Genomic DNA, 23,852 nt, shown 5'->3' on the forward strand with positions numbered 1-23,852 from the left:
CCCATCCGCGCTCCGCTGTTAGCTCACCAGGGCAGCTCGCCCTGGGCGCTGACAAACCGGCCCGTCACTGCGTCATCTCCCAGCAGCGCGTACTTGACGGGTACTGAGGCCGCTTCTGCCGGCGTGAGGGCGCCGTTGCCACCGGTGAGGTCGGTCTTCACGAACCCGGGGCTGACCGAGTTGACCGCGATCGCGGTATCGCTCAGTTCGGCGGCGAGCTGGATGGTGAGCATGTTCAGCGCGGCCTTCGAGGTGTTGTAGCCGATGGCGCGTGCTGCATAGAACGGTGAGCTCGGGTCGCCGTTCACGGAGAGCGATCCCAGCGCGCTGGAGAGGTTGACGATTCGCGCGGCGTCCGAGTTCTCAAGAAGCGGGAGCATCGCCTGGGTTACGGCGAGCGTGCCGACGAAGTTGGTCTCCAGTTCAGCGCGGACGGCGGCCAGCGACGCGGTGCTCGGCGGTCCGTCGTGCCAGTCGGCGATGCCGGCGTTGTTGACGAGGATGTCGAGGCGACCGTGCTTGTCGGAGATTGCGGCGGTCGCGGCGGCGATGTCGGCCTCATCCGTCGTGTCGAGCGGGAGGTAGGAGACGTCTAGTCCCTCGGAGGTCAGCGCCTGGACTGCGGCGGTGCCACGCTCCGGGTTGCGTGTGCCGAGGATGACGTGCACATCGGCCTGGGCGAGCTGGCGAGCGATCTCCAGGCCGATGCCCTTATTGGCTCCGGTGACGAGAGCGATTTTGCGAGAGGTGGTCATTGAGGAGGTCCTTCGAGGTTCGGGAAAAGCGCCCTGGCGCCAGTACGCCATGATGCTGCCGATCTCGCTGCGGAAGAAGGGACGGGTCGACCTCGGACGCAGCGTCCTACCCGCGTGGGGTCCGTTGGTCGTACCGTTGACACCATGGCCAAGAACGCTGAGTTGGGAGACTTCCTGCGGTCTCGGCGCGCACGCCTTCGCCCCGAGGTGGTCGGTATCGCCGCCGACGACACGCGACGTGTTCCAGGTCTGCGTCGCGAAGAGGTCGCGATGCTGGCCGGCGTCAGTCTCGACTATTACGCCCGGCTGGAACAGGGTCGCGATCTGCAGCCCTCCGACCAGGTGCTCGACGCCGTCGGCCGCGCACTGCGCCTGGAACCCGTCGAGCGAGTGCACCTCCGCACCATCGTGCGCTCGACCGTCGCAGCGCCCGGCCCTGACGAACTGGAGCCGGCTCCCCTCGATGCCGGCACGCGGCTGATGCTCGACAGCCTGGAGATCCCCGCCATCATCATGGACCTGCGGGGCGACGTGCAGGCGATGAACCGCATGGGCAAAGCGCTGCTCGTGGGGCTGGAACCGGTCCCCGCCTCCTCCTCCAGTCATCCGCGCTGGCTCTTCCTTGAGCGCTCGACCCGCGATCTCATGGCCGATTGGGAGATGGTTGCGCGCTCCACGGTCGGAGTGTTGCGACAGGCGGCGGCGCGATATCCGCACGACACAGCGCTCCAGGCTCTGGTCGGCGAGCTCTCCATCGCCAGCCCAGAGTTCCGCAGCTGGTGGGCAGAGCACGACGTGAACACCCGATGCCACGGCCCAAAACGTTTCCATCACCCGGTCGTGGGCGATATCGTCATCCACGTCGAGACGATGCAGCTGGGCGACGGAGACCATTGGCTCTACGCCTACGCGGTGGAACCTCATTCCGGCTCTGCCGAGGCCCTTCGCCTGCTCGGCAGCTGGTCCGCCACGACCGAAGCGGAGCGCGGATCGCCGGGCAGAGCCCCAACATAACCGGGGGCCTTGTTCAACCTGGTCATACCGTCAACTCCGTGAGCGTGAAGGCTGGCGACGCGACGACCAGCTCGCTGATGCGCGACTCGCGGCCGTCAGAAGTAGTGGTTGGGTCGCGCCTCGTGACCGCCGATGCCTTTGGTGCGGCGCGACTCCTTCATCTCGGCCTCGTACAGGTGCCGACGCCCGTCGGCGAACTCGTCGCGGGCATCCCGTTCGAGGGCGACGAACTCCGCGTGGTAGCCGTCGTCGTACTCCTCGACGATCTGGAACGTCCAGCGGCCGTCGATCACGTTGCGCCCGATCATGTCGCGTTCGGCTCGCTCGGCGAGGTCGGCGTGGCCCGCCTCGCGCAGCAGCCGTGCAGCTTCGCCGAGAGCGAGGTCGGCCGATCCGGTGAGACGGTGGAAGGCGTAGAGGTGCCCGCGGGCATCCTCGACCGTTTCCAGAGCCTCCGAGAGCTTGCCCAGTGCTTCGACAGTCTTGTCCGACATGCCCGCCGGCCGCTGGTGCGCGTCGTCCGGGTTGTCGCTGTATCCGTTCGCCATGATCCGACGGTGGGCCGTCGTGCGCGCCGAGTCAACCGCTTGTGCGCGGGATGCGTTCATGCGTAGCGTCGAAGAACCAACCCGAGGAGAGCGCATGCCCACCACGACCGGATCCGACGACCGATCGCACGACGACGACCAGCACGCGGCCGCTCGGGAGGATCAGCTGACCACCGCGCCGAAATCGACCGAAGACGACGCCAAGCCACGCATCGACGTCTCCGACGCCGGCTCCGGGCGCAAGCGCCTCGACATCCGCGACGACGCGAACGCCCGCCCCGGCAAGCCCGACACCGAGCGCCGCGACGGGGGCGGCGAATGAGGCGCGCCGCGCTCATCTTCAACCCGGTCAAGGTCGACGGCGAAGGGGATGCGCTCCGCGCCACCGTGCGCGATCTCGAGTCCGAGCACGGCTGGGGCGAGACGCTGTGGCTCGAGACGACGGTCGACGAGCCCGGAGGCGCGCAGGCGAAGCAGGCGCTCGCCGAGAACGTCGAACTGGTGATCGCCGCGGGCGGCGACGGCACCGTCCGGGTGGTCGCCGAGGCGATGCGCGGCACGGGCGTGCCGCTGGCGCTGCTGCCGTCGGGGACAGGCAATCTGCTCGCCCGCAACCTCGACCTCACGCTCGACGATGTGGACAACGCCCTCACCACGGCGTTCACCGGCGAGAACCGCCCCATCGACATGGGCGTCATCGAGTTGCGCAACGGCGACACCAAGACGCAACGTCATGCCTACCTCGTGATGGCCGGGCTCGGCCTCGACGCGAAGATGCTCGCCAACACCGACGACGAGCTCAAGGCGAAAGCCGGCTGGCTCGCCTACGTGAAGGCGATCGGCACGGCGCTGCTCGACCGCAACGAACTGCACATGCGATACCGGATCGACGGCGGCGCAACGCACTCGGTGCGCGCCCACACGATCATGATCGGCAACTGCGGGTCGTTGCCGGCGAACATCCTGCTCCTCCCCGACGCGTCGGTCGACGACGGCGAGTTCGACATCGTCGTGCTGCGTCCCGAAGGGTTCGTCGGCTGGGTGCAGATCGTCGTGAAGATCTTCTGGGAGAACGGCGTGCTGCGCCGCACCACGGCCGGCCGCCGGCTCATGGGTCTCACCAAAGAGGTGCGGGCGCTCAACTATCTCAAAGGCAAAGAGCTGGTGCTGAAACTGAGTCAGGCGGAGGAGGTCGAGCTCGACGGAGACAGCTTCGGCAAGGCGACGGCGATCCGCACCTGGGTCGACCCCAAGAGCCTCGTCGTACGGGTTCCGGCGGACGGGTAGCGCGCCGACGAAATAATTTCGCCCGATTCTGCGGCTGCTGTCGATCTTGCTCTTTGTCGTTCGACCTTGGGATGAGAGGGTCAGACAGACCCTGCAGAGCGAAGGATGAGAACCATGGCGAAATACATGCTGATCTGGCGGATGACCGACGAAGGCCTGGAGGCGATGCAGAACGCCGACTTCACCGAGATGCTCGAATCGGTCGGCCGATTCAACGACGAGCTGATCCGTGCCGGTGTGCTGCTCGCGGCCGAGGGACTCGAGGATGCCTCCCAGGGCGTCGTCGTCGACTTCACGGGCGAGTCGCCGGTGGTCACCGATGGCCCTTACGGCGAGACGAAGGAGCTGTTCAACGGCTACTACATCCTCGACGTCGCCTCCAAGGAGGAGGCGGTCGAGTGGGCGAAGCGCGTGCCCAGCGCGAGCGGAACGAAGGTCGAGATCCGCCGGGTGCCGACCATCGACGAGTTCCCGCAGGACAACGTGTGGATCCAGAAGGAACGCGCCTGGCGCGAGGCCACCGGCCAGCTGTGAGCGAGGCGAGGCGCGCCGTCGAGGCGGTATGGCGGATGGAGTCCGCCCGCATCGTCGGCGCGCTCGCCCGCTACACCGGAGATTTCGCGCTGGCCGAGGATGTGGCGCAGGAGGCGCTCGCCGAAGCCCTGGTGGGCTGGGCGACCGGCGGCATCCCCGACAGTCCGGTCGCCTGGCTGCTCACGGCCGGGCGTCGCCGCGCGATCGACGCGTTTCGTCGCCGTGCGGCCGGGGATGAGCGGTATGCGGTGCTCGCGCGCGACCTCGACGAGACCACTCCCGGAGCCGACCTGTTGTTCGATCCGGATGCGATCGACGACGACGTTCTCGCCCTCATGTTCACCGCGTGCCACCCGCTGCTCCCGAAGGAGTCGCGCATCGCCCTGACCTTGCGTGTGGTCGGCGGACTCACGACGGATGAGATCGCGAAGGCCTTCCTCGTTCCGGTGCCCACTGTGCAGGCGCGCATCACGCGGGCGAAGAAGACGCTCGCCGCAGCACACGTGCCCTTCCAGGTTCCGGATGCGCGCGAGCGGCCCGAGCGCCTCTCCTCCGTGCTCAGCGTCATCTACCTCGTTTTCACGGAGGGCTCGTCCGCCACGGGCGGCGACTCTTGGATCAGAACCGACCTCGCCGGCGAAGCGCAGCGGCTGGCCCGAGTGCTGGCGCGGCTGGAGCCCGAGCCCGAGGTGTTCGGACTGATCGCTCTCATGGAGCTGACCGCGGCCCGCTTTCCCGCTCGCGTGGACGCCTCCGGGAAGCCCGTGCTGCTCGACGAACAGGACAGGCTCCGTTGGGACAGGTCTGCGATCGTCCGCGGCCGCGCAGCTCTCGAGCGGGCGATCGCAGCCGGTCGCGGCCTCGGCCCGTACGGCCTTCAGGCCTCGATCGCCGAATGCCACGCTGTGGCACCGTCGGTCAGGGAGACCGATTGGGACCGCATCGTCGTACTGTACGAGGCGCTCGGCCGCGTGGCGCCTTCACCGGTCGTCGAACTGAACCGCACGGTCGCGGTGGCGATGGCCTCGGGCCCGGCGGTCGCGCTGACCCAGGTGGACGAGCTGGCCGAGGGCGGCGGGCTGGGCGCCTCCCACCTGCTGCCTGCCGTGCGAGCGGAATTGCTCTCGCGCCTCGGCCGCCGGGCGGAAGCCCGGGACGAGTACCTGCGCGCTGCCGAGCTCTGCGGCAACGCCGCCGAGCGCGCCGTGCTCCTGGAAAAGGCCGCCCGGCCGTAGTCGCCCGCCTGGCCCGCGAGGGGCGAGCTCTTGCGGGCCAGGCGGGCGCCCAGGTCGCAAGAACTCGCCCCGCGTGGGCGGCCAGGATGCCCGAGCTCAGTGCCCGCGCACGGTCGCCTCGTCGGCGAACGACCAGGCGCTGCTGGCCGGGGTCACGGTGAACTTCACGTAGCGGCCGGATCCGGAGAGGCCGTAGGCCGCGTAGGTGTACCGCTGGTCGGCGTCGCTCACGTTCGGCGCCGGGAGGGCGACGAGCGGCGTGAACGAGGATCCCGTCGTGGAGACGGAGACTTGGATGCTCGACGGCAAGAAGATGTACAGCGACTTGGTCTGCAGCCAGGATGTTCCGACCTGGGTGACCGTCTTGGTGGCGCCGAGGTCGATGGTGAACGAGTACGGGCTGCCGGTGTTGCGGCCCTGCCAGGCGGCATCCGCGTAGCTTGAGGAGCCCGTGGTGCCGTTGGTGAGCTCCGTTCCTGAGCTGTCGGGATAGCCGGCGTCGGCGGCGAGGGTGCTCGTGTACGCCTTGCCCGAGGAGACCACAGGGTCGGCGGCCGGCGCGGCGGCGGTGGTGGCGCTCGCCGCCGTGCTTTGCGCGGAGACGTTACCCGCGGCGTCGAACGCTGCAAGACGATAGCTGTAGCTCGTGGACGGGCTGAGCCCGGCATCCGTGAACGTCGTGCCTGTGCCTTGGATGACCTTCACGAGCGACCCGCCGCGGTACAGCTTGTATCCGGCGATGCCGACATTGTCTGTGGATGCCGTCCAGCTGAGTGCGACGCTCGTCACGCCGCTCGACGTGGCGCTGAGCGAGGAGGGGACGCTGGGTGCCGACGTCTCGACGGTGCCCGATGACAGGTATCCGCGATACGTGGTGTCGTACACCGCGGGGACGACGAGAGGGCTGTCGTAGTGGTCGTACGAGAACGACAGGGTCTTCGACACGTAAGGGGCGACCGCAGTGAGGTCGGCCACGAGTTGGGCGATCGGCATCGGCGTGAAGTCGGGGTTGAACGTCTCGCTGTCAGCCCAGAGCGCTGTCGCCGGCCGCGCGCTGGTGATCGCGCTCTTCGTCGCGGCGAACCAGGTGGCCAGCTGCGAGGTGCTCGCGTGTCCGGCGCCGATGCCGTCTTGCAGCGCGATGACGTCGATCGGCGCGGATGCCAGAATCGTCGACCACATCGTGGTCCATTGACTGCTCGTCTGCCCTCCGGAGGTGTTGAAGAAGGGGCTGATGATCACGGGCTTGCCCGGGGTGAGAGCGTGTAGGTGGTTGGCGATGGTCGTGTAGAAGGACGCCATCGCGCTCCACGACGACGTCGAGGTGAAGTTCCAGTTGTCGACCTCGAACGGCAGATACCATCCCGCGAACGACGTGTGCGTGCCGTAGTGGTTGTAGAGGTCGTCGGCGAGCGCGTTCGCTTTGGTCGCCTGCCCGCTCAGCCACGTCGTGTCGTTCGCGTAGGTGTTCCACCAGTCGTCGTCGGTTTGCAGCCCGAGGTACTCGACGACGCCGGCCGTGTCGGCGGCGGTGAGCACTCGCGAGACGACGTCGGTCGAGGTGCTCTGGGCGTAGCCGCTCAGGCTGCTGGGGTAGACCGTGGTCGACGCTTTGGTGTCTGCCGTCCACTGCAGCACCTGGCTCGTGATGCAGGCGTTGGTGAGGGTGCTGAACTCCGAGGTCAGCTGCGCGGACGACCACCCGTCGACCAGAGCGGGCTGGATGAAGCTGCCGTCGATTCGCGGGGTGGTCGTACAGGTCGGGGTGGCCGACGCCCCGCCCGCGGGCGTGATGAGGGCGAGGGCGAGGCCCGCGCCGGCGATCAGGGCGGCGGTACGCCGCCCGAGGGAAAGACTCATGCCTACTCCTTCGGTGAGTGGTTCGACGCGATGTCGTTAATGGTGTACACCACTCGGGAGGTATTAAGCAATGCATTGCTTAATCGGCGGGGGTCATGCTCGATTGGTCTTTACCAATCCTCTCGGGCGAGGTCGAGGCCGATCTCGAAGCTGCGGTGCCAGGGGAGCGTCAGCCGCTGGATGCGCCACGGCTCACCGGCCGGTGCGACGCGGTCCAGATACCCCTGGAGCTCACGCGCGATGCGCGCCTCCGCCGCCTCCTGCGCCGACTCGTCGATAGGCCCGATGCGGCCCGCGAACTCGGCCTCGTGCATCCCGAGCCGGGTGTCGCTCTGATAGGCGCGGTCGTCGAGGATGCGGGTGAGCAGTGCGCGGCGAACCGCGACGTCGTCCGCCGTGCCCAGGGAGCGTCCGGCCCACAGCGCCGCGGCCTGAGCCACCGCACCACCGATCGAGTTGCCGGCCGTGTTCCAGCCCCCGTACGACGAAAGGCGGAGGAGCAGTCCCGCGTCGGCCAGGGCGTCGACGAGCTCTGGGTCGCCGCCGTTGCTGAACCGCACGTCGGCCAAGGCGACGATCGCGCCGGTGTCCAGCGCATCCCGCACGGCGGCGACGGTGCTCGCGGTGGCGACCGGGTCGGAGTCGGGACGACGACCGAAATAGTCGCCGCGAGCCGGGTCGGGAGCATGGGCGACCACGATGAGGTCCGGCGTCTCGTCCGCCTCGGCCAGACGCCCGCCGGACGCGACGATCTGGCGGTTCAGGCTGTCGGTCAGGGGAGCATTCTCGAAGTTCGGCACCCGATCGAGGCCGCCCGCCTCGCCGCAGGAGATGCGCCAGGTCGGCGTTCCGACGCGTTCCGAGATCGCACGCGCGACCAGCACCGCGCCCACCTCGTCGGCGCCCGGGTACATCAGCACCTCGTGACCGCGGGGAAGAGCGCGGGCCCAATGCCGCAGCCAGAGTTGCTCCGCGGAGCCGGCGGAGGAGGGGGCGGTGTCGTCGGCGGTCAGCGTCAGTGTCGAAACGACGCCCTCCTCGTGCAAGGCGAGTGCCGCCAGGTTGATCGTGTGATTGCGGAGCCGGCGGAGCTCGAAGTCCCTGCGCACCGCATCCGGCACCGGGGTGTCGACGGGCGTCGTGGTGCGCTCGCCGCCGGTCGCGTCGACCTCGAGCATCCGGTGCAGGTCGCCGCCCAGCGCGTGCAGTTCGCGGCCGTACTCGCTCCAGTAGCTGGGCTCCTCGACGCTGGAGTACGAATTGCTCGCCCGCATGATGAGGGAGGCCGCGGTCAAGCGGAGGTCGGGAGCGGTCGCCTTGAGCTCTCGCAGCAGGCCGAGCCGGTGCAGTGCCGTCGACGTGCTGTCGTCTGTGATGCGCGCGGGGATGATGCCGCCGTGCACCAGGGTGTCGACACAGACGACCAGCTGCTCGACATCGCCGCTCACGACCAGTCGGCGCAGCCAACCGTGCAACGCGTCGACGTCGGCCGGGGCGCGGAAGTCGGGCATCGCGTCATCGGGAGGGAGAAGCAGCTCGACCCCCGCGATCGCCGCTACCTGCCGGGGCAGGTCGACGTTCACGGGCCGTTCGTCGAGCGGAACGAGGGCGATGCGCATGGAGTCTCCAAGTGAGGGGTCAGGCGTGGAACGGCGCACGCAGCCGTGCGGCGACGACTCAGCGGGAACGGTGGATCTGGAGTTCGTAGTGGTACCGGTCGCCGCGATACGTCGACTCGGCATATTCCACGGCCCGGTCTTTGGCGTCGAAGCTGGTTCGGGTGACGTAGAAGGCTGGCGAGAACGCGGGCGCGTGCAGAATGGCCGCCTCGTCGGGCTCGAGCACGCTGGCGTGGATGCTCTGTTCGGCCCACTCGATGCGCATGCCGTATTCGGTCTCGAGAATCTTGTAAAGCGACTCCTCGCCCACGTTGTCGATGAGCCCGGGGAACAGCTTGGGGTTGAGGTAGGAGTCCTCGAGCGCCATCGGCTCACCGTCGGCGGTGCGTGCGCGACGGATGTGGAACAGCTCGTCGGAGGGGCTGACCCGCAGCTTCGCGCCGAGCCGCGCGCCGGCGGCGATGGTCTCGCTGGCCAGGATCGATGAGCCGGGTTCGAGCCCTCGGGCGCGCATGTCTTCGCTGAACGAGGTCAACTCGACCGACTTCGTGATTCGCGGGGCGGCCACGAAGGTGCCGGCGCCCTGAACGCGGTAGACGAGACCGTCGTGCTCGAGCCGGTCGAGTGCCCGGCGCACGGTCAGGCGGCTCACGTCGAACTCCGTGGCGAGGTCGCGCTCGGCGGGCAGTTTCGAGTGCGGCTCGAGCCCTTGATCGATCACGTCGACCAGGTGCTGGCGCAGGCGCTCGGACTTCGTGTGCTGTTCCGCCATCCGGATGCTCCCTCTGCGGGTTGGTGCGATCAATTGGTAGGAACCATTTTAGGGATGCTCCAGCCAATCAGCGCAAGTCCGGCCCGGAATCAGGAAATCTGTTGACACGGTTCGGCGGAATGGAGTACACCAATTGACAGGCAACACAATCCCCCATCCCTCACACCGGTAAGGACCACCCATGAAGTCCAGGAACACCAGGCGGCGGCTCGCCCTGCGGGCGACCGCACTGACGAGCGTCGTCGCGGCGGCGATCGCTCTCACCGGCTGCTCGGGCGCGGCGAGCTCAGGGCCGACCACCATCACGTTCTCCTACCTCTGGGGAGGCGAGGAGGCGAAGGCTCTCGAGAAAGTCATCGCAGACTTCAACAAGAGCCAGTCGGAGATCAAGGTCGTCGGCGTCTCCAGCCCCGACGCGCAGAAGCAGCTCACCTCGATGTCGTCGAGCAACGGCAGCTTCGACATCTCCGACAACTTCGGCAACGCGGTCGGCTCCTGGGCGTCGAAAGGCATCCTCGCCCCGCTCGACGACTACCTGAAGACGGAGAAGGTCGACCTCGGCGATTTCGCTCCGGCATCGATGGAGCAGATGAAGTTCCAGGGAAAGACCTACGCGCTGCCCATCGCGGTGCACACCCAGCAACTCATGTACAACAAAGACCTGCTGGCGAAAGCCGGGGTGCAGCCGCCGACCACGATGGATGAGCTGGCCACGGCCATCCAGAAGCTCACCGTCACCGACTCCAGTGGGGCCATCACCCAGATCGGTCTCGGCAACCCCTCCACGTCGACCCTGCTCACGACCCTCGGGTATGCGTTCGGCGGAACCTGGGACGGAGACGACAACAGGACGCCGTCGCCCGACGACCCGAAGAACATCGATGCGCTGAACTGGTATGACTCGACGCTCACCGACAAGTTCGGCGCCGACAAGATCGTCTCGTTCACCAGCGGTCTCGGGCAGTACATGTCGGCCCAGGACCCGTTCTACACCGGCAAGGAGGCGATGGTGATCGACGGCGAGTGGCAGGCGGTGAACATCCCCAAGGTCGCACCCTCGCTGAACTGGGGCGTGATCGACATCCCGGCCCTCGACGACTCGCTGGCCGGAACGACCCAGGTGTCGACGAGCACGCTGTTCATCCCGAGCAACTCGAAGCACAAGGCGGAGGCCGCCAAGTTCCTGGCTTACATCGTGGGCGACAAGCCGATGACCGACTTCACGCTCGCGCTCGGCAACCTGCCGTCGAAGACCTCGCTGCTGACCGATCCGGCGTACAGCAGCATCCCCAACTTCGACTCCTGGCTGAAGGCGCTCACCAGTAAGAACGCCCACGCGCTCGCGAGCCAGCCGTACAGCGCCCACTATGCGACCGACCTCGGCACCGCGTTCGACGACGTGGTTCGCGGAGTCGCCAAGCCGCAGGCGGCCATGAAGTCGGTGGCAGACAAGGTCTCCTCGTACGATGCCGGCTAAGACCGCAAACCGCGTCGCGCGACGCCAGACCCTTCTGGGTCTGGCGTTCGCGTCGCCGTTCATCGTGGGCGCGGCCGTATTCATCGTCTGGCCGGTGCTCGCGTCGGCCGGCTACAGCTTCACGAACTTCAACCTCTTCCAGGCGCCGTCGTGGGTCGGGCTGGACAACTACGTGCACATGTTCCAGGACTCCACGTTCTGGAAGTCGCTCTGGAACACGCTGTTCCTCACTGTGTTCGGCGTGCCCCTGACGATCCTGATCTCGATCGCGGGCGCTCATTTCCTGAACCTGCCCGTGCGTGGTCAGCCCTTGTATCGGGCACTGGTCTACCTCCCCACCATCGTTCCGGTGGTGGTCGGCGGCTACCTCTGGCGCTGGTTGCTGAACACGCAGTATGGATTCGTCAACTACTTCCTCGGGGTGCTTCATCTGCCGCAGCCGGAATGGCTCGAACAGCCCGACTGGGGCAAACCGGCCATCCTGCTGATGTGCCTCTGGACCATCGGCGGCACGATGATCATCTACCTGGCCGCCATCAAAGAGGTGCCCGCCGAGCAGTTCGAGGCGGCGGAGCTCGACGGCGCCGGATGGTTCAAGCGGTTCCGCTACATCACCTGGCCCACGATCTCGCCGGTCACGCTGTTCCAGGTGATCGTCACGGTGATCGCCTACCTGCAGATCTTCACCCAGCCGTACCTCCTGACGCAGACGCGGCTCAACGAGGCGAGCGGTGGCCCGGGGCAGTCGATGATCAGCTACGCCATGTACCTCTACCAGAACGCGTTCGTGTTCCTGAAGATGGGCTACGCCTCGGCGATGGCGTGGGTGCTGTTCCTGATCACGCTGGTGATCACCCTCTTGCTGCTCTGGTCATCGAAGAAATGGGTTCACTATGGTGCTGAACGCGACTGACACGCGCCCGGCGACGCTGGACGGTCCTCCGATGCGGCGGTCGGCTCCCCCGGCCAGGCGCACGCGCCGTCGACGCCCGGGCCGAACCACGGGGCGCTACGTGCTCGTCTGGGTGCTGACGCTGGCGTTCGTCTTCCCGTTTCTCGCGATGCTGAGCACCGCGTTCAAACTGCCCGCAGACATCTTCAGCGCGCCGCCCAGCCTGTGGCCGAAAGAGTGGACACTCGACAACTTCGTCGCGGTCTTCGAGCAGATCCCGTTCTGGCAGTACCTCTGGAACACGATCGTGATCGCGGCACTCTCCGTGCTAGGGATGCTCATCGCCTCGCCGCTGGTGGCCTATTCGCTGTCGAAGATCGGCTGGCGAGGGCAGAGGCCGCTCCTGATCATCGTGATGGCCACGATGATGTTGCCGCCTCAGGTGACGATGATCCCCCTGTTCCTGCTCTGGAACGGTGTGGGCGCGACCAACAGCATCATTCCGCTGGTCGCTCCGGCGTTCTTCGGCACACCGTTCCTCATCTTCATGCTGCGACAGTTCCTGATGTCGGTGCCGAACGAACTGCTGCAGGCGGCGCGCATCGACGGAGCATCCGAGTTCCGCATCTACTGGTCGATCGTGCTGCCCCAAGCTCGTCCCGCGCTGATCACGGCCACCATCTTCCAGTTCGTCTGGGCGTGGACCGACTTCCTCAACCCGTTGATCTACCTCAACGACGCCTCGAAGTACACACTGTCGATCGGGCTCTACTCGTTCTTCGGCGAACACAACGTCGAGTGGGGTCCGCTGATGGCCGCATCCGTTCTGTTCACCATTCCCGCGCTCGCACTGTTCGTGGTGTTCCAGCGCTACTTCGTAGGGGGTATCAGTGCTGGCGCACTCAAATAGCGACGAGCAGGCCGTCGACGCGCTCGGTGGCCTCCTGTCCACGATCGAAGGGGGCCTCATCGTCTCCTGCCAGGCGTCGGCCGGCTCTCCGATGCGCCACACGGAGACGATCGCGCGGCTCGCCGAGAGCGCGTTGCAGGGCGGCGCCGTCGGCCTTCGGGTCAACGGTGCTGCGGACATCGCCGCGGTGCGTGCGCTCACCGATGTGCCGATCATCGGGCTGGACAAACAGCAGGGCAGGCGGCGCAGCGTGATCACCGTCACGGATGCGCAGGTCGTCGCCCTCGCGCGCGCCGGCGCCGACGTGGCGGCCGTCGACGCCACGGCGGAGGTGTTCGACGACGTCGGTGCCCGTGTGCGCGGCGCTGTCGCTGCGACGCGCATCGCGGTGATGGCTGACGTCTCCACCCTCGACGAGGGGCTCGAGTCGTGGTCGGCGGGCGCATCCTTCGTGGGCACGACGCTGTCGGGGTACACCCCGTACTCCCGCGCCGACCTGTCGCCGGATGTCGGGCTCGTCGCCGAGTTGGCGTCTCAGGGCGTCCGCGTGCTCGCCGAAGGGCGGTTCGTCACCCCGGATGACGTGGCACGCGCGTTCGACGCAGGAGCGTTCGCGGTCGTGGTCGGTGGTGCGATCACCGATCCGGTGCAGATCACGCGCAGATTCGCGGCCGTGACGCCGCGCGCCCGATGAGCGCCGCGCGATCGATGAGCGAGGCGCGTGGCGGTGACGACCTCGGCGTCAGCGTCGGCATCGACATCGGAGGCACCAAGACCGCGGCGGCAGCCGTGTATCCGGATGGCAGCCTCGCCGGTCGCATCGACGCGCCGACTCCCGCCCACGAGGGGGCGGCGGCGGTTCTCGACTGCGCGGCCGGGCTCGCCGAGCGCGTGTCGAGCGAGCTCGGGATCGTGCCGGTCGGCTTCGGGATCGGCAGTGCGGGCGCTTTCGACACGGTCGGCCGAGTCGTGCACGCGACCGACCACCTCGCGGGCTGGACGGGCACCGACGTCGCGGGATACCTGCGCGACCGATTCGGTGCACCGGCAGTGGCGGTCAATGATGTGCACGCGGCCGCGCTCGGCGAACTCTGGTCGGGCCCGGTGCAGCGGGCACGCTTCCTCTTCGTCGCCATCGGCACCGGAATCGGCGGCGCGGTGGTCTCGAGCGCCCGGGTGCTGCACGGCAGGTCGGGCCTGGCCGGATCCGTGGGGCACGTCTCGATCTCGTCGGCACACCGCCGCGTCTGCTCGTGCGGCGGGGTGAATCACGTCGAAGCGTTCGCCAGCGGGCCCGGCATCGAGCGCACCTACCTCGATTTCACGGGCGACAGGCTGGGGCTGCGCGACATCGGGCGGCTGGCCGCGGGCGGCGACATCGTGGCCGCGCAGGTGATTCGGGTTGCAGCCGAAGACCTGGGGGAGTCGCTGGCCGCATCCGTCACCCTGCTCGATCCGGGAGAGATCGTTCTCGGCGGAGGAGTGTCGGGGCTCGGCGACCTGTTTCTCGCGCCGATCGTCGAAAGTCTTCGCAGCAGTCTCCGGGCGCCGTTCGACGAGGTCGCGGTGTCGATCGCGCGCCTCGGGCCGGACGCGGCGATCGTGGGCGCCGGCGGACTCGCCTCGCGCATCGCGGCCGGCGCCGCGGCCGCCGATCACTTCGTCTGACCACTCGCCGGCCCCGGGCCCCTCGCCCGTCCCCGGCCCCCCCCCTCCCGCAGCTCCGCTTGCCGCGAGGGGCGAGTTCTTGCGAGCTGACGCGTTCTGAGGTCGCAGCTTCTCGCCCTTCGCGGGCGCGCGTGCGCGGGAGCGCGGCGGGCTACGCGCCGGGGCCGGCCTCTTTGCGGGCGCGGAAGGCGACCATGTTCATCCTGTTGCCGCAGCGCACGCTGCAGAAGCGCTTGGAGCCGTTGCGTGAGAGGTCGAGCAGCAGGCCGGTGCAGTCGTCGGCGGCGCAGACGCGCAGACGGCCGGTCTCCGAGGAGCGGATCACGTCGACGAGCGCCAGCGCGACCTCGACCCGGATGCGCTCGGCGAGCGGCGCATCCTGAGCCGTGGCGTGCAGGTGCCAGTCGAACCCGTCGTGCCGCATCAGATGGGGGAGGGCGCGGGCGTCGGCGAGCATGGCGTTCACTTCGTGGGCGGCATCGTCGCGGCTCATCGTCCAGGCGCGGCGCAGACGGTCGCGGGTGGCGTGCACCTCGGCGAGTTCCGCCTCGTCACCGTCGACCCGGCCGGAGTACTGGTTCGCGGTGATGAGGGCGACCAGCTGGTCGGGTGTGGCGAGCACGTCGTCGCCGCTGCGGGACGCGGAGGGCACCGTGTTGCACAGCGTCACGGCGAACTCGAGCGCATCCTCAGTGTCAGGGGCAAAACGCAAGTTGACTCCTTACTCGCGACAAGACTACCGTCAGGAGCATCATCTACCTAGACCCTGACAAGGGGCTCACCATGCAGCGCAGATCGACGTCACTCGGGCTCGTCATCGCCGTCATCGCGGCGGCGACCTTCGGACTGTCGGGTGCGTTCGTGAAACCGTTGCTCGAGGCCGGATGGTCGCCGGTGGCGGCGGTCACCGTGAGGGCTCTGACAGGCGGAGTCGTGCTCGCACCGGTCGCGATCGTCGCACTAAGGGGCCGCTGGTCCGCCCTCTGGCGCGGACGCTGGCGGGTACTGGGGATGGGCGTGCTCGGTGTGGCGGCGACCCAGGTCGTCTATTTCGCCGCGATCCAGCGCATCCCCGTGAGCACGGGCATCCTGATCGAGTATCTGGCGCCGCTGCTGCTCGTCGCCTTCGTCTGGGTGACCACCCGCCGCGCGCCGAAGCCCGTGGTGCTGATCGGTTCCGTGATCGCCATCGGGGGGTTGATCATGGTGGTGTCGCCCGACGGCTCCACGCAGCTCGACCCGCTGGGGCTGACGCTCGCGGTGCTGGCCATGATCGGATGCGCGGGTTTCTACGTGATCGCCGGCCGCCCGAGCGACGGTCTGCCGCCGGTGGCGCTCGCGGCGGCGGGGCTGCTGCTGGGTGGCCTCATGCTGGCCGTCGTCGGCGCGACAGGGCTCCTCCCTTTCACGGCGACCTTCGGCGACGTGGAACTGTTCGGCCAGGCATCGCCCTGGTGGGTGCCGCTCGTCGTCGTCGGTGTGTTCGCGACCGCCATCGCGTATGCCACCAGCATCACAGCAACGGAGATGCTGGGCTCGCGGCTCGCATCCTTCGTCGGCCTGCTCGAGGTCGTGGCTGCGACGTTCTACGCCTGGCTGCTCCTCGGCGAGGCCCTGACGGTGCCGCAGCTGCTCGGCGGCGTGCTCATCCTGGCGGGCATCGCGTTCGTGCGCGCCGAGAAGCCCGAGCCGCAGCCCGCCGCGCCCGCGCCGAGGCCGCGAGGGGCGAGTTCTGGTGACCCGGATGCGGCTCCAGCCCGCAACGACGCGCCCCTCGACACCCGGCGAGGTTAGGCAGGCACAGGGGCAAGCACGGGGTACCGCCTACTTTCCTGCGGTGTTCGCCGGTTCCGGGATCTCGTGCGGCCGGTACCGCGGGAGCCGGCTCGCGGGCAGGATGGCGATCGCGCTGATGCCGCCGAGGATGAGCAGCCCCAGCTTGAGCGCGGTCAGCCGGGCGTCGGTGTTGATCGCCACGGCGGCGTCCACCTCAGCCGCGCTCGCGTCGGTGCTGCTGAGCACCTCTTTCAGCTGGTCGTTGCTGATGAAGTTGACGTCGTCGAGGTCGACCTGCGCCACGAGGGCCGGTGAGAGTTCGACGTTGTTGACGACGGCCTGGCCCACGTTGATGCCGAGGATCGTCACCAGCATCGCGCCGGCGAGGGCGGTTCCGACGGCGGACGCGAGGTTCTGCGTCGTGCCGCGCACCGACCCGACGTCGCCCGCGAGTTCTCTGGGCGCCGCCGTCACGAGCACGTTGAACACCAGCGTCACGAGCGCGCCCTGGCCGATGCCGAACACGACGAGTCCGAGGATGGTCGGCAGCGTCTCCCAGTTGTTGGTGACCACGAACGAGAGCCAGATCAGAGCGATCGTCGTCAGCGAGAACGAGAAGACCCCGATCGTGCGGGGGCTGAAACGCTTGTAGAAGCGCACGACGAGTGTCGCGACGATGAACACGGTCAGGTTGAACGGCATCATCGCGAGCGAGGTGTCGAACGGCGTTCGGCCCTGCACGATCTGGATGTAGAGCGGAACGGTGAAGTTCAGTGCGGCTTCGAGGGAGACGACGATGAACATCGCGTACACCGCGGCGCGCTCGCTGGACGACCCGAGCACCGACAGGCTGACGAGCGGAACCTTTCCGGCCTTGGTGCGCCGCCTCGTCCAGAGGAAGAACGCCTGCCCGAGAATCAGGCCGAGCACGATGAACACCGGCGCGGGCGAGAGGCCGAAGATCTCGAACGGCGCCGTCGGCCGCGCGACGAGCACGCCCCAGGAGTTGAGGTTGTTGAAGCCGAGCGTGAGCAGGATGATCGCCGCGCCGATGAAGACCGCGGCCACGACGTCGATCTTCACCGCAGGGTTCGCGCCATCGCTGCGCAGCCGGAAACTGAACAGGAAGACGGCGACGGCCAGCGCGAGCACGATCAGGAACACCGGTCGCCAGCCGACCAGCGTCGCGAGGGTTCCACCGATGAGGAAGGCGCTCACGCCCGAGAGGGCGCGGGCCGAACCGAGCGAGCCGATCGCGGTTGCCTGCTGGGCGCCGTGGTAGTTCTCGGCGATCAGGGCCACGAGCGACGGCACGATGATGGCGGCGGAGGCGCCCGCCAGCGCCTGGCCGGCGATCACCCAGCCGATGGTCGGTGCGAACACCATCATCAGGGCGGAGGCGGCGAACAACGCGACGACGATGCGGAAGATGAGCACCCAGCCGATCCGCTGTCCGATCTTGGCGCCGACCATCACCAGCGCGGCCACCGCGATGCCGTAGGTGACGATGGCCGTGCTGACCGTGGTCGGCGGTACGTTGAAGTCGTCGACCATCCCGCCGAGCGACACGGGCAGCGCCGAGACGTTGAACGACATCAGCACCTGAGCGAGGAAGAGTCCGACCATCGGCACCCAGGATGCCTTCTGCTCGGTCTGCGACGCGGTCGACGTGTTCGTTGTCATGGCTGCTCCTCATTGTTGGCGTTGCCGGCGCTGCTGGAGGCGAAGATGTTGAGGCCGAGGGTGCGGGACAGGTAGGCGGTGGCCCGCTGTCCGCGCACGCTGTTGCCGGCCCGGTCGAGTCGAGGGGAGAACGTGCCGATCGCTCCCTTGCCGGGCGCGATCGTGACGATGCCGCCGGCGACTCCGGACTTGCCCGGGAGGCCGATCTCGAAGAGCCATTCGCCGGAGCGCTCGTACAGGCCGTTCGTTGCGAGCACAGCGAGCGTGTCGCGGCAGACCTCGGCGGAGACCACGCGCTCGCGCGTTACCGGGTTCACCCCTCCGTCGGCCAGAGTCGCACCCATCACGGCGAGGTCGTGCGCGCTCACCCGCAGTGCGCACTGCCTGGTGTAGATGTCGACGATCTCGAGCGGGTCTTCGGTGATGCGGCCGTAGCTCTGCAGGAGCCGCGCGATCGCCTGGTTGCGCTGATTGGTCTCGGCCTCAGACCGGTAGACCACGCCATCCAGTTCGAGATTGCGGCCCGCGAACGCCGAGAGGCCGGTGCGGATGTGCTCCCATTTCTCCGCCGAGGTCGTGCCCGGCATCAGCGCCGTGGTCGCAATGGCCCCGGCGTTCACCATGGGGTTCATGGGATGCCCGTCGTTGAGCTCGATGGCGACCACCGAGTTGAACGCAAGGCCGGTGTTGTTCACGCCAACGCGCTCACCCACCTCGGCGTGCCCGAACTCCTCGCACACCAGTGCGTAGACGAACGCCTTCGAGATGGACTGGATCGAGAACTCGACGGTCGAGTCGCCGGCGTCGTGCACAGCTCCGTCGACCTCGGCGACACAGATGCCGAACAGTTCCGGGTCGACCTCGGCGAGCACCGGGATGTAGTCGGCCACGGCGCCATCCGAACTCCCGCGGTTGCGCTCGTAGGCTTCGGCCACCACGGCGTCGACACTGCCGCGCGCCGGGAGCCTTCCGGTAGAAACGGTCTGCTCCACGCCTTCTACGTTCGTATCGAGCACGCTTCTCCTTCAACATCCCACGCGACAGCGATGTCGGACCACCTGTTCTCGGACCTTATCGCGCCGAGCATCCTGGCCGGAAGAAAATACTGGTATGCGTCAATCGAGCCCGAGTTCCTTGCGCCAGTGTGCGAGGAACTCGGCACCCGCGGTGTCGTGGATCGCATCCCCGATCGTGATCACTTCGTAGGGGCGGTCGAGGATGCCGTCGGCGGGCCGCACATCGACGTGGGCGACGTCGTAGCCGGCGTCGTGCACGAAGTCGGCCATCTTGTAGTCGCTGCGTGAATCTCCCACCGAACGCCAGCGTCGTGGCAGCGGCCCGCGCGCGGCGAAATAGTCGAAGGCCCGCTGGGCGCCGCGGTCTTTGTCGAGCAGCACCGATTCGATGTCGGTGGAGATGATCGTGGGGTCGATGCGGAACGGCACCTCGCCCGCCGCATCGGGCGAGACGCGCTCGCCGTAGCGCAGGCCGATCCCCTGAGCGGTCAGCAGGTCGAAGGCTTCGTCTTGAAAACGCGATTGGGCCTCGGCGAACGTCGACGCGTCGATGTCGGTGCGCTGCTCGACCGAGATCATCGCGCGCTTGGTCTCGTCGAAGAACACGGTGTCGGCGAACCGTTCGCGCACGAGCCGCCGGATGCTGTCGACCGCGTCGGGCGCGAAGGCCACCGACTCGTCGACGGTGACCTCGCCCATCCCGTCCCCGGTGATCGGTGCCCACGCCCCGCCCTTCTCGAACACGCCGAACATCCGCGAACCCTGCTGTTCGAGGGCCTCCTGCAGCCCGGCATCGCACAGCGGGGCGACCACCTGGTGCCGGATGAAGTCTCCGGATCGCCCTGTGATGAAGGCGATCGGCACCCCGGCTGCCGTCATCGACACGAGGTCGGTGACGATGCTGCGGATGTTGATGGTGCGGGTGATCGGGCTCGCGATCGGCCCGTCGACGTCGAAGAGGAGTCCTAGGTTGTGCACACCCCATTGTCGCCGGTCGCCGGGCCTTCAGCTCTCCCAGCGCACCGGTGTCATGGCTCCCGCCTCCCAATCCCGGCGGAGCATGGCATAGGCGACCGAGTCGGCGAATCCGTCGCCGACCGGCCAGCCGTCACGGTAGTGGGCCTCTTTGACGTACCCGTTGCGGGAGAAGACGGCGCGCATCGCCGCGTTGTCAACGCGGGTGTTCCTCTACCGCGCCCGACCCGACCCCGGCGAACGGTGCTTCAGGCGCGAAGCAGGGCGCGCAACGTCTGGATCGTGTCGGCCTCGGCGGGCGGTTTGTCGTCGCGGTAGCGCTTCACCCGGGCGAACCGGAGGGCGATGCCGCCCGGATAGCGGCTCGAGCGCTGCACACCGTCGATGGCGATCTCGACCACCGTCGTCGGGGCGACCCAGACCGTGCCTGCGGTGCGGCGCACCTCGATCTCCTGAAAGTGCTCCGTCTGCCAGCGAAGCAGGTCGTCGGTGAGCCCTTTGAACGTCTTGCCGACCATCACGAAGCCGCCGGGCTCGCCGAACTCCCCTGTCGGATCGAGGGCGCCGAGATGGATGTTCGAGAGCCAGCCCTGCCGTCGGCCGGAGCCCCATTCGCAGGCGAGCACGACGAGGTCGTAGGTGTGCACCGGCTTCACCTTGATCCAACTCGACCCGCGTCGGCCGGCGGCATAGGGGGCGCCGATCGCTTTCACCACCACGCCCTCCTGCCCGGCGGCGAGCGCGTCCTGTGCCACGCGCTCGGCGACCTCAGGGTCGTCGGTGACCTCGCCGGGGATGCGGTGCTCGCCTGCCACGCGCTCCAGCTCGGCCAGCCGGGTCGACAGCGGCTCGTCGATGAGGTCTCGACCGTCGACGTGCAGCACGTCGAAGAACCACGGATGCAGCAGCGTCTCGCGGGCGGCATCCGCGCCGAACCGAGACATCGTCTCCTGGAACGGCCGGGGTGCGCCGTCTTCGTCGAGCGAAAGGGTCTCTCCGTCGAGGATGACGTCGCGCACGGGCAGGCGACGCACCACTTCGACGACCTCCGGCACGCGGTGCGTGATGTCGGCGAGGCTGCGCGTGAACACCCGCACATCGTCGCCCCGACGATGGACCTGGATGCGCGCGCCGTCGAGCTTGAACTCCACGGAGGCCATGCCCGTCGTGTCGAGCGCGGAGGCCGCGCTGGTCGCCGAGGAGGCGAGCATCGGGAGCACGGGGCGGCCGACGACGAGCCCGACGGCGTCGAGCTCCGCTGCCGTGCCGGTGAGCGCCAGCCGTGCTGTCTCGCCGAGATCTCCCGAGAGCATGGCGGCGCGCCGCACGGAGTCTCCCGGTCTGTCGGCGGCGCGGGCGACGGCATCCATCAGCACCCCCTCCAACGCCCCCGTGCGCATCTCGCCGAGCAGAACGCGCCCGAAGAAGTCCTGCTCACGCTCGGTGGCCCGCTCGCTGAACTCGCGCAGCTCCGTGCTGCGGCCGATGGTCGATCCCGTCCCGGATGCGGCGGCGAGCCGGTCGAACAGCGCGTCGAGATCGCCCACCGACAGGGTCGGCGACGCGGCGGGTGCACCGAAGGCAGCCGAGACGCCACGCCAGCCAACGCCGACCCGGCCCTGGTGGGCCTTGCCGATCAAGAATCCGACGGCCGGCGCGATCTCCTCCGGTTCGAGCCGGCTGAGCAGGGTGGCGAGCGCATCCACCTTGGCCAATCGTGACCGGGTGGATGCGACGGTTTCTGAGGTCTTGACGAGCTCGTCGAGCAGCACGGCACCAGTCAACCACCGGCCTCCGACGGCCACGAGTGGCGCCGGTATTCCCGCCGTCTGCCCCGCATTTTTCCGTCACGCCGGACGTCTCACCCGCGTGTCGCCCCAAAACACCGGCTTTTCACACAGGGCATCCGTCCACAGCCCTAGAAGCCAGACTCCCCGAACGAACTCTCGCCGAACACGTTCTCCTCGCCGACCTCTTCGGAACCGGTGAGCCGGTAGCGGTAGCGCGCGCCGCCCGCCTCTTCCGGGTCTGCCAGCTCGTAGGTCTCCTCGAGCTGATTCCCGTTCAGCAGGATGGTCGTGCGTCCGTACGTGCGTTGCGGAAGGCCGTTGCCGGTGAAGGCCACTCCCGGCACGTCGATGTCGGCCCCGTGGGAGCGCTGGAGCACCGCGGTATAGGTACGAACGTCATCCATGCTGCGACGCTAGTGCCGAACGGCGCACCCGCGCTACAGCCCAGGGTGCGCGAGCGCGAGCGCACCCGCGGCGCTAGCGTTGAGGCCATGGCGCACCTGCTGTTCTCTTATGGAACCCTCCGATTGCCGAGCGTGCAGCAGGCCGTCTTCGGCGGCCCGATCCCTGGTGAGCCGGATGCGGTGATCGGTTTCGAGCTCAGCGAACTGCGCATCACAGATCCGTCCGTCATCGCCGCGAGCGGGTCGGATGTGCATCCCGCCCTCATCCCCAGCTCCGACCCCACCGCCACCGTCGATGGGACCGTCTTCACCCTCGACGACGCCCAGCTCGCCGCCGCCGACGCCTACGAGGTGGAGGCTTACGTGCGCGTGAGCTTTCCCTTGAGGTCGGGCAGGCAGGCGTGGGTCTACGCGCTCGGCGACACTGCGTCGTAGCGCCGTGCGTGCGGGTGAGCGCGGTCTCCCCGCCACCTGAGGTTCCCTGCCAGTACACGTCTCGACAGAAGCTCCCTCCTGCCCACGCGGCGGAGTTGACTGGAGGGCGTCCGACGAACAGACAGAACGAACCAACAGAAGGAGCACATCGATGCGCGGAGTGATCATGCACGCCCCAGGGGACGTTCGCGTCGAGGAGCGCGAAGACCCGACGATCGAGCAGCCGACCGACGCGATCATCCGGGTCGAGGCCGCGTGCATCTGCGGCTCCGACCTCTGGCCGTACCGCGGGATCGAGCCGGTGAACGGTCCGACGCCGATGGGGCACGAATACGTCGGCATCGTCGAGCAGGTCGGCGATGAGGTGACCACCGTGAAGGTCGGCGACTTCGTTGTCGGTTCGTTCTTCGCATCCGACAACACCTGCGAGATCTGCCGGGCCGGCTACCAGTCGCGGTGCGTGCACGCGGTCGGTATGGGCTCCCTCGGCACGCAGGCCGAGCTGTTGCGCGTGCCCCTGGCCGACGGCACCCTCGTCGCCACCCCGAGCGCGCCGACCCCCGAGCAGATCCCGGGCCTGCTGGCGGCATCGGATGTGCTCGGAACCGGCTGGTTCGCCGCTGTCGCCGCCGAGGCGGGCCCCGGTAAGACGGTCGCCGTGGTGGGCGACGGTGCGGTCGGCCTGCTCGGCATCCTCGCGGCCAAACAGCTCGGAGCGGAACGCATCATCGCCATGAGCCGCCACGCCGACCGGCAGGCTCTCGCCCGAACGTTCGGGGCGACGGATGTCGTCGAAGAACGCGGCGACGCCGGCGTGGCGAAGATCAAGGAACTCACCGGTGGTCTGGGCGCCCACTCCGTCATCGAGGCGGTCGGCACGCAGGAGTCGATGATGCAGGCCATCCGTTCCACCCGGCCCGGCGGTCATGTCGGCTACGTCGGCGTCTCGCACGATGTCGAGCTGCCCGGCCTCGAACTGTTCTTCTCCGGGGTGCACCTGCACGGCGGGCCGGCTCCCGTTCGCCGCTTCCTGCCCGAGCTGATCGGGCTCATCATGCACGGCGCGATCGACCCGGGAGCCGTTTTCGACCTGACTCTTCCGCTCGAGGATGCGGACGAGGGCTACCGAGCGATGGATGAGCGCCGCGCAATCAAGGTGCTGCTCACCGTCTGAATCTGCGCGAACAGAAAGAAGGAGCCCC

The 23,852-nt window shown here is 68.1% G+C and carries 25 protein-coding genes; 13 read left to right on the forward strand and 12 right to left on the reverse strand.

The genetic code is table 11. The features are described 5' to 3' along the window. Nucleotides 1-23: 23 nt before the first annotated feature. Nucleotides 24-755 carry an SDR family oxidoreductase gene (locus ACFVWR_RS05925; protein ID WP_387209006.1) on the reverse strand — a complete coding sequence of 244 codons (732 nt, stop codon included), beginning with the start codon at nt 753-755 and terminating at the stop codon, nt 24-26. 144 nt (nt 756-899) lie between these two features. Here ACFVWR_RS05925 and ACFVWR_RS05930 point away from each other — a divergent pair, with 144 nt between their 5' ends. Continuing rightward, nucleotides 900-1,769 carry a helix-turn-helix transcriptional regulator gene (locus ACFVWR_RS05930; protein WP_387209008.1) on the forward strand — a complete coding sequence of 290 codons (870 nt, stop codon included), beginning with the start codon at nt 900-902 and terminating at the stop codon, nt 1,767-1,769. Between the two features lie 95 nt (nt 1,770-1,864). Here the strand turns inward: ACFVWR_RS05930 and ACFVWR_RS05935 are convergent, their stop codons facing one another. Then, nucleotides 1,865-2,317 (reverse strand): hypothetical protein, encoded by a 453-nt coding sequence (locus tag ACFVWR_RS05935; RefSeq protein WP_387209010.1) that lies wholly within the window; start codon nt 2,315-2,317, stop codon nt 1,865-1,867. 94 nt (nt 2,318-2,411) lie between these two features. Between ACFVWR_RS05935 and ACFVWR_RS05940 the strand changes: the two genes are divergently transcribed. From ACFVWR_RS05940 to ACFVWR_RS05955, 4 genes are all read left to right on the forward strand, one after another. Next, nucleotides 2,412-2,639 (forward strand): hypothetical protein, encoded by a 228-nt coding sequence (locus ACFVWR_RS05940; RefSeq protein WP_387209012.1) that lies wholly within the window; start codon nt 2,412-2,414, stop codon nt 2,637-2,639. Then, the gene (locus ACFVWR_RS05945; protein WP_387209014.1) at nt 2,636-3,604 is read left to right on the forward strand and encodes a diacylglycerol/lipid kinase family protein; all 969 of its coding nucleotides are present in this window, start codon (nt 2,636-2,638) and stop codon (nt 3,602-3,604) included. Before ACFVWR_RS05940 ends, ACFVWR_RS05945 begins: the two co-directional genes overlap by 4 nt. Nucleotides 3,605-3,718: 114 nt before the next feature. Beyond that, on the forward strand, nt 3,719-4,138 hold the full coding sequence (locus ACFVWR_RS05950) for a YciI family protein (protein WP_387209016.1): 420 nt from the start codon (nt 3,719-3,721) through the stop codon (nt 4,136-4,138). A 35-nt stretch (nt 4,139-4,173) separates the two neighbouring features. Continuing rightward, nucleotides 4,174-5,373, forward strand: coding sequence for an RNA polymerase sigma factor (locus ACFVWR_RS05955; protein WP_387209112.1), 1,200 nt, complete (start codon nt 4,174-4,176; stop codon nt 5,371-5,373). 96 nt (nt 5,374-5,469) lie between these two features. Here the strand turns inward: ACFVWR_RS05955 and ACFVWR_RS05960 are convergent, their stop codons facing one another. The 3 genes from ACFVWR_RS05960 to ACFVWR_RS05970 form a co-directional block, all read right to left on the reverse strand. Next, complete coding sequence (locus tag ACFVWR_RS05960; protein ID WP_387209018.1) at nt 5,470-7,233, reverse strand: DUF4434 domain-containing protein; 1,764 nt, start codon at nt 7,231-7,233, stop codon at nt 5,470-5,472. A gap of 110 nt (nt 7,234-7,343) precedes the next feature. Further along, nucleotides 7,344-8,852 (reverse strand): DUF4127 family protein, encoded by a 1,509-nt coding sequence (locus tag ACFVWR_RS05965; RefSeq protein WP_387209020.1) that lies wholly within the window; start codon nt 8,850-8,852, stop codon nt 7,344-7,346. A 58-nt stretch (nt 8,853-8,910) separates the two neighbouring features. Next, nucleotides 8,911-9,624, reverse strand: a complete 714-nt coding sequence (locus ACFVWR_RS05970) for a GntR family transcriptional regulator (RefSeq protein WP_387209022.1) — start codon at nt 9,622-9,624, stop codon at nt 8,911-8,913. 181 nt (nt 9,625-9,805) lie between these two features. Here ACFVWR_RS05970 and ACFVWR_RS05975 point away from each other — a divergent pair, with 181 nt between their 5' ends. The 5 genes from ACFVWR_RS05975 to ACFVWR_RS05995 all read left to right on the forward strand — a co-directional run bounded on the left by ACFVWR_RS05975 (nt 9,806) and on the right by ACFVWR_RS05995 (nt 14,571). After that, a complete protein-coding gene (locus ACFVWR_RS05975) occupies nt 9,806-11,101 on the forward strand; it encodes an ABC transporter substrate-binding protein (RefSeq protein WP_387209024.1) in 1,296 nt (431 codons plus the stop codon). Further along, nucleotides 11,091-12,014, forward strand: a complete 924-nt coding sequence (locus ACFVWR_RS05980) for a carbohydrate ABC transporter permease (RefSeq protein WP_387209026.1) — start codon at nt 11,091-11,093, stop codon at nt 12,012-12,014. Before ACFVWR_RS05975 ends, ACFVWR_RS05980 begins: the two co-directional genes overlap by 11 nt. A gap of 100 nt (nt 12,015-12,114) precedes the next feature. After that, nucleotides 12,115-12,903 carry a carbohydrate ABC transporter permease gene (locus tag ACFVWR_RS05985; protein WP_387209028.1) on the forward strand — a complete coding sequence of 263 codons (789 nt, stop codon included), beginning with the start codon at nt 12,115-12,117 and terminating at the stop codon, nt 12,901-12,903. After that, nucleotides 12,884-13,597 (forward strand): N-acetylmannosamine-6-phosphate 2-epimerase, encoded by a 714-nt coding sequence (locus ACFVWR_RS05990; protein WP_387209030.1) that lies wholly within the window; start codon nt 12,884-12,886, stop codon nt 13,595-13,597. Before ACFVWR_RS05985 ends, ACFVWR_RS05990 begins: the two co-directional genes overlap by 20 nt. Then, nucleotides 13,594-14,571, forward strand: coding sequence for an ROK family protein (locus ACFVWR_RS05995; RefSeq protein ID WP_387209032.1), 978 nt, complete (start codon nt 13,594-13,596; stop codon nt 14,569-14,571). The genes ACFVWR_RS05990 and ACFVWR_RS05995 overlap by 4 nt, the downstream gene beginning before the upstream one ends. Before the next feature lie 151 nt (nt 14,572-14,722). Here the strand turns inward: ACFVWR_RS05995 and ACFVWR_RS06000 are convergent, their stop codons facing one another. Further along, entirely contained in the window at nt 14,723-15,283 is a 561-nt protein-coding gene (locus ACFVWR_RS06000; protein ID WP_387209034.1) for a CGNR zinc finger domain-containing protein, read from the reverse strand. A gap of 71 nt (nt 15,284-15,354) precedes the next feature. On the opposite strand from ACFVWR_RS06000, the gene ACFVWR_RS06005 reads away from it, so the two are divergent. After that, the gene (locus tag ACFVWR_RS06005) at nt 15,355-16,365 is read left to right on the forward strand and encodes a DMT family transporter (RefSeq protein ID WP_387209036.1); all 1,011 of its coding nucleotides are present in this window, start codon (nt 15,355-15,357) and stop codon (nt 16,363-16,365) included. A 30-nt stretch (nt 16,366-16,395) separates the two neighbouring features. On the opposite strand, the gene ACFVWR_RS06010 is transcribed toward ACFVWR_RS06005, so the two are convergent. From ACFVWR_RS06010 to ACFVWR_RS06035, 6 genes are all read right to left on the reverse strand, one after another. Further along, a complete protein-coding gene (locus ACFVWR_RS06010; protein ID WP_387209038.1) occupies nt 16,396-18,030 on the reverse strand; it encodes an MFS transporter in 1,635 nt (544 codons plus the stop codon). Beyond that, nucleotides 18,027-19,046, reverse strand: coding sequence for a glutaminase A (gene glsA, locus ACFVWR_RS06015; RefSeq protein ID WP_387209040.1), 1,020 nt, complete (start codon nt 19,044-19,046; stop codon nt 18,027-18,029). The genes ACFVWR_RS06010 and glsA overlap by 4 nt, the downstream gene beginning before the upstream one ends. 99 nt (nt 19,047-19,145) lie before the next feature. Further along, nucleotides 19,146-20,024 carry a hypothetical protein gene (locus ACFVWR_RS06020; protein ID WP_387209042.1) on the reverse strand — a complete coding sequence of 293 codons (879 nt, stop codon included), beginning with the start codon at nt 20,022-20,024 and terminating at the stop codon, nt 19,146-19,148. Between the two features lie 27 nt (nt 20,025-20,051). Beyond that, nucleotides 20,052-20,207 carry a hypothetical protein gene (locus ACFVWR_RS06025; RefSeq protein WP_387209044.1) on the reverse strand — a complete coding sequence of 52 codons (156 nt, stop codon included), beginning with the start codon at nt 20,205-20,207 and terminating at the stop codon, nt 20,052-20,054. A 62-nt stretch (nt 20,208-20,269) separates the two neighbouring features. Continuing rightward, nucleotides 20,270-21,793, reverse strand: a complete 1,524-nt coding sequence (locus tag ACFVWR_RS06030; RefSeq protein WP_387209046.1) for an ATP-dependent DNA ligase — start codon at nt 21,791-21,793, stop codon at nt 20,270-20,272. Between the two features lie 146 nt (nt 21,794-21,939). Next, complete coding sequence (locus ACFVWR_RS06035) at nt 21,940-22,215, reverse strand: hypothetical protein (protein WP_387209048.1); 276 nt, start codon at nt 22,213-22,215, stop codon at nt 21,940-21,942. 87 nt (nt 22,216-22,302) lie between these two features. On the opposite strand from ACFVWR_RS06035, the gene ACFVWR_RS06040 reads away from it, so the two are divergent. Both ACFVWR_RS06040 and ACFVWR_RS06045 read left to right on the forward strand, forming a co-directional pair. Further along, nucleotides 22,303-22,650 (forward strand): gamma-glutamylcyclotransferase family protein, encoded by a 348-nt coding sequence (locus ACFVWR_RS06040; RefSeq protein ID WP_387209050.1) that lies wholly within the window; start codon nt 22,303-22,305, stop codon nt 22,648-22,650. A gap of 151 nt (nt 22,651-22,801) precedes the next feature. Further along, nucleotides 22,802-23,824, forward strand: coding sequence for a zinc-dependent alcohol dehydrogenase family protein (locus ACFVWR_RS06045; protein WP_387209052.1), 1,023 nt, complete (start codon nt 22,802-22,804; stop codon nt 23,822-23,824). The last annotated feature ends 28 nt before the right edge of the window (nt 23,825-23,852 follow it).

The organism is Leifsonia sp. NPDC058292, from assembly GCF_042880955.1.
Taxonomy (GTDB): Bacteria; Actinomycetota; Actinomycetes; order Actinomycetales; family Microbacteriaceae; genus Leifsonia.

Bases quoted from the DNA above. Each gene is read 5' to 3' on its own strand.
- ACFVWR_RS05965 (WP_387209020.1), bottom strand. From the start codon at position 8,852: ATGCGCATCGCCCTCGTTCCGCTCGACGAACGGCCCGTGAACGTCGAC.
- ACFVWR_RS05970 (WP_387209022.1), bottom strand. From the start codon at position 9,624: ATGGCGGAACAGCACACGAAGTCCGAGCGCCTGCGCCAGCACCTGGTC.
- ACFVWR_RS06045 (WP_387209052.1), top strand. From the start codon at position 22,802: ATGCGCGGAGTGATCATGCACGCCCCAGGGGACGTTCGCGTCGAGGAG.
- ACFVWR_RS06005 (WP_387209036.1), top strand. From the start codon at position 15,355: ATGCAGCGCAGATCGACGTCACTCGGGCTCGTCATCGCCGTCATCGCG.
- ACFVWR_RS05955 (WP_387209112.1), top strand. From the start codon at position 4,174: ATGGAGTCCGCCCGCATCGTCGGCGCGCTCGCCCGCTACACCGGAGAT.
- ACFVWR_RS05975 (WP_387209024.1), top strand. From the start codon at position 9,806: ATGAAGTCCAGGAACACCAGGCGGCGGCTCGCCCTGCGGGCGACCGCA.
- ACFVWR_RS05930 (WP_387209008.1), top strand. From the start codon at position 900: ATGGCCAAGAACGCTGAGTTGGGAGACTTCCTGCGGTCTCGGCGCGCA.
- ACFVWR_RS05960 (WP_387209018.1), bottom strand. From the start codon at position 7,233: ATGAGTCTTTCCCTCGGGCGGCGTACCGCCGCCCTGATCGCCGGCGCG.
- ACFVWR_RS05925 (WP_387209006.1), bottom strand. From the start codon at position 755: ATGACCACCTCTCGCAAAATCGCTCTCGTCACCGGAGCCAATAAGGGC.
- ACFVWR_RS05945 (WP_387209014.1), top strand. From the start codon at position 2,636: ATGAGGCGCGCCGCGCTCATCTTCAACCCGGTCAAGGTCGACGGCGAA.
- ACFVWR_RS05980 (WP_387209026.1), top strand. From the start codon at position 11,091: ATGCCGGCTAAGACCGCAAACCGCGTCGCGCGACGCCAGACCCTTCTG.
- ACFVWR_RS06010 (WP_387209038.1), bottom strand. From the start codon at position 18,030: ATGACAACGAACACGTCGACCGCGTCGCAGACCGAGCAGAAGGCATCC.
- ACFVWR_RS06025 (WP_387209044.1), bottom strand. From the start codon at position 20,207: ATGCGCGCCGTCTTCTCCCGCAACGGGTACGTCAAAGAGGCCCACTAC.
- ACFVWR_RS05940 (WP_387209012.1), top strand. From the start codon at position 2,412: ATGCCCACCACGACCGGATCCGACGACCGATCGCACGACGACGACCAG.
- ACFVWR_RS05935 (WP_387209010.1), bottom strand. From the start codon at position 2,317: ATGGCGAACGGATACAGCGACAACCCGGACGACGCGCACCAGCGGCCG.
- ACFVWR_RS05995 (WP_387209032.1), top strand. From the start codon at position 13,594: ATGAGCGCCGCGCGATCGATGAGCGAGGCGCGTGGCGGTGACGACCTC.
- ACFVWR_RS06035 (WP_387209048.1), bottom strand. From the start codon at position 22,215: ATGGATGACGTTCGTACCTATACCGCGGTGCTCCAGCGCTCCCACGGG.
- ACFVWR_RS05950 (WP_387209016.1), top strand. From the start codon at position 3,719: ATGGCGAAATACATGCTGATCTGGCGGATGACCGACGAAGGCCTGGAG.
- ACFVWR_RS06040 (WP_387209050.1), top strand. From the start codon at position 22,303: ATGGCGCACCTGCTGTTCTCTTATGGAACCCTCCGATTGCCGAGCGTG.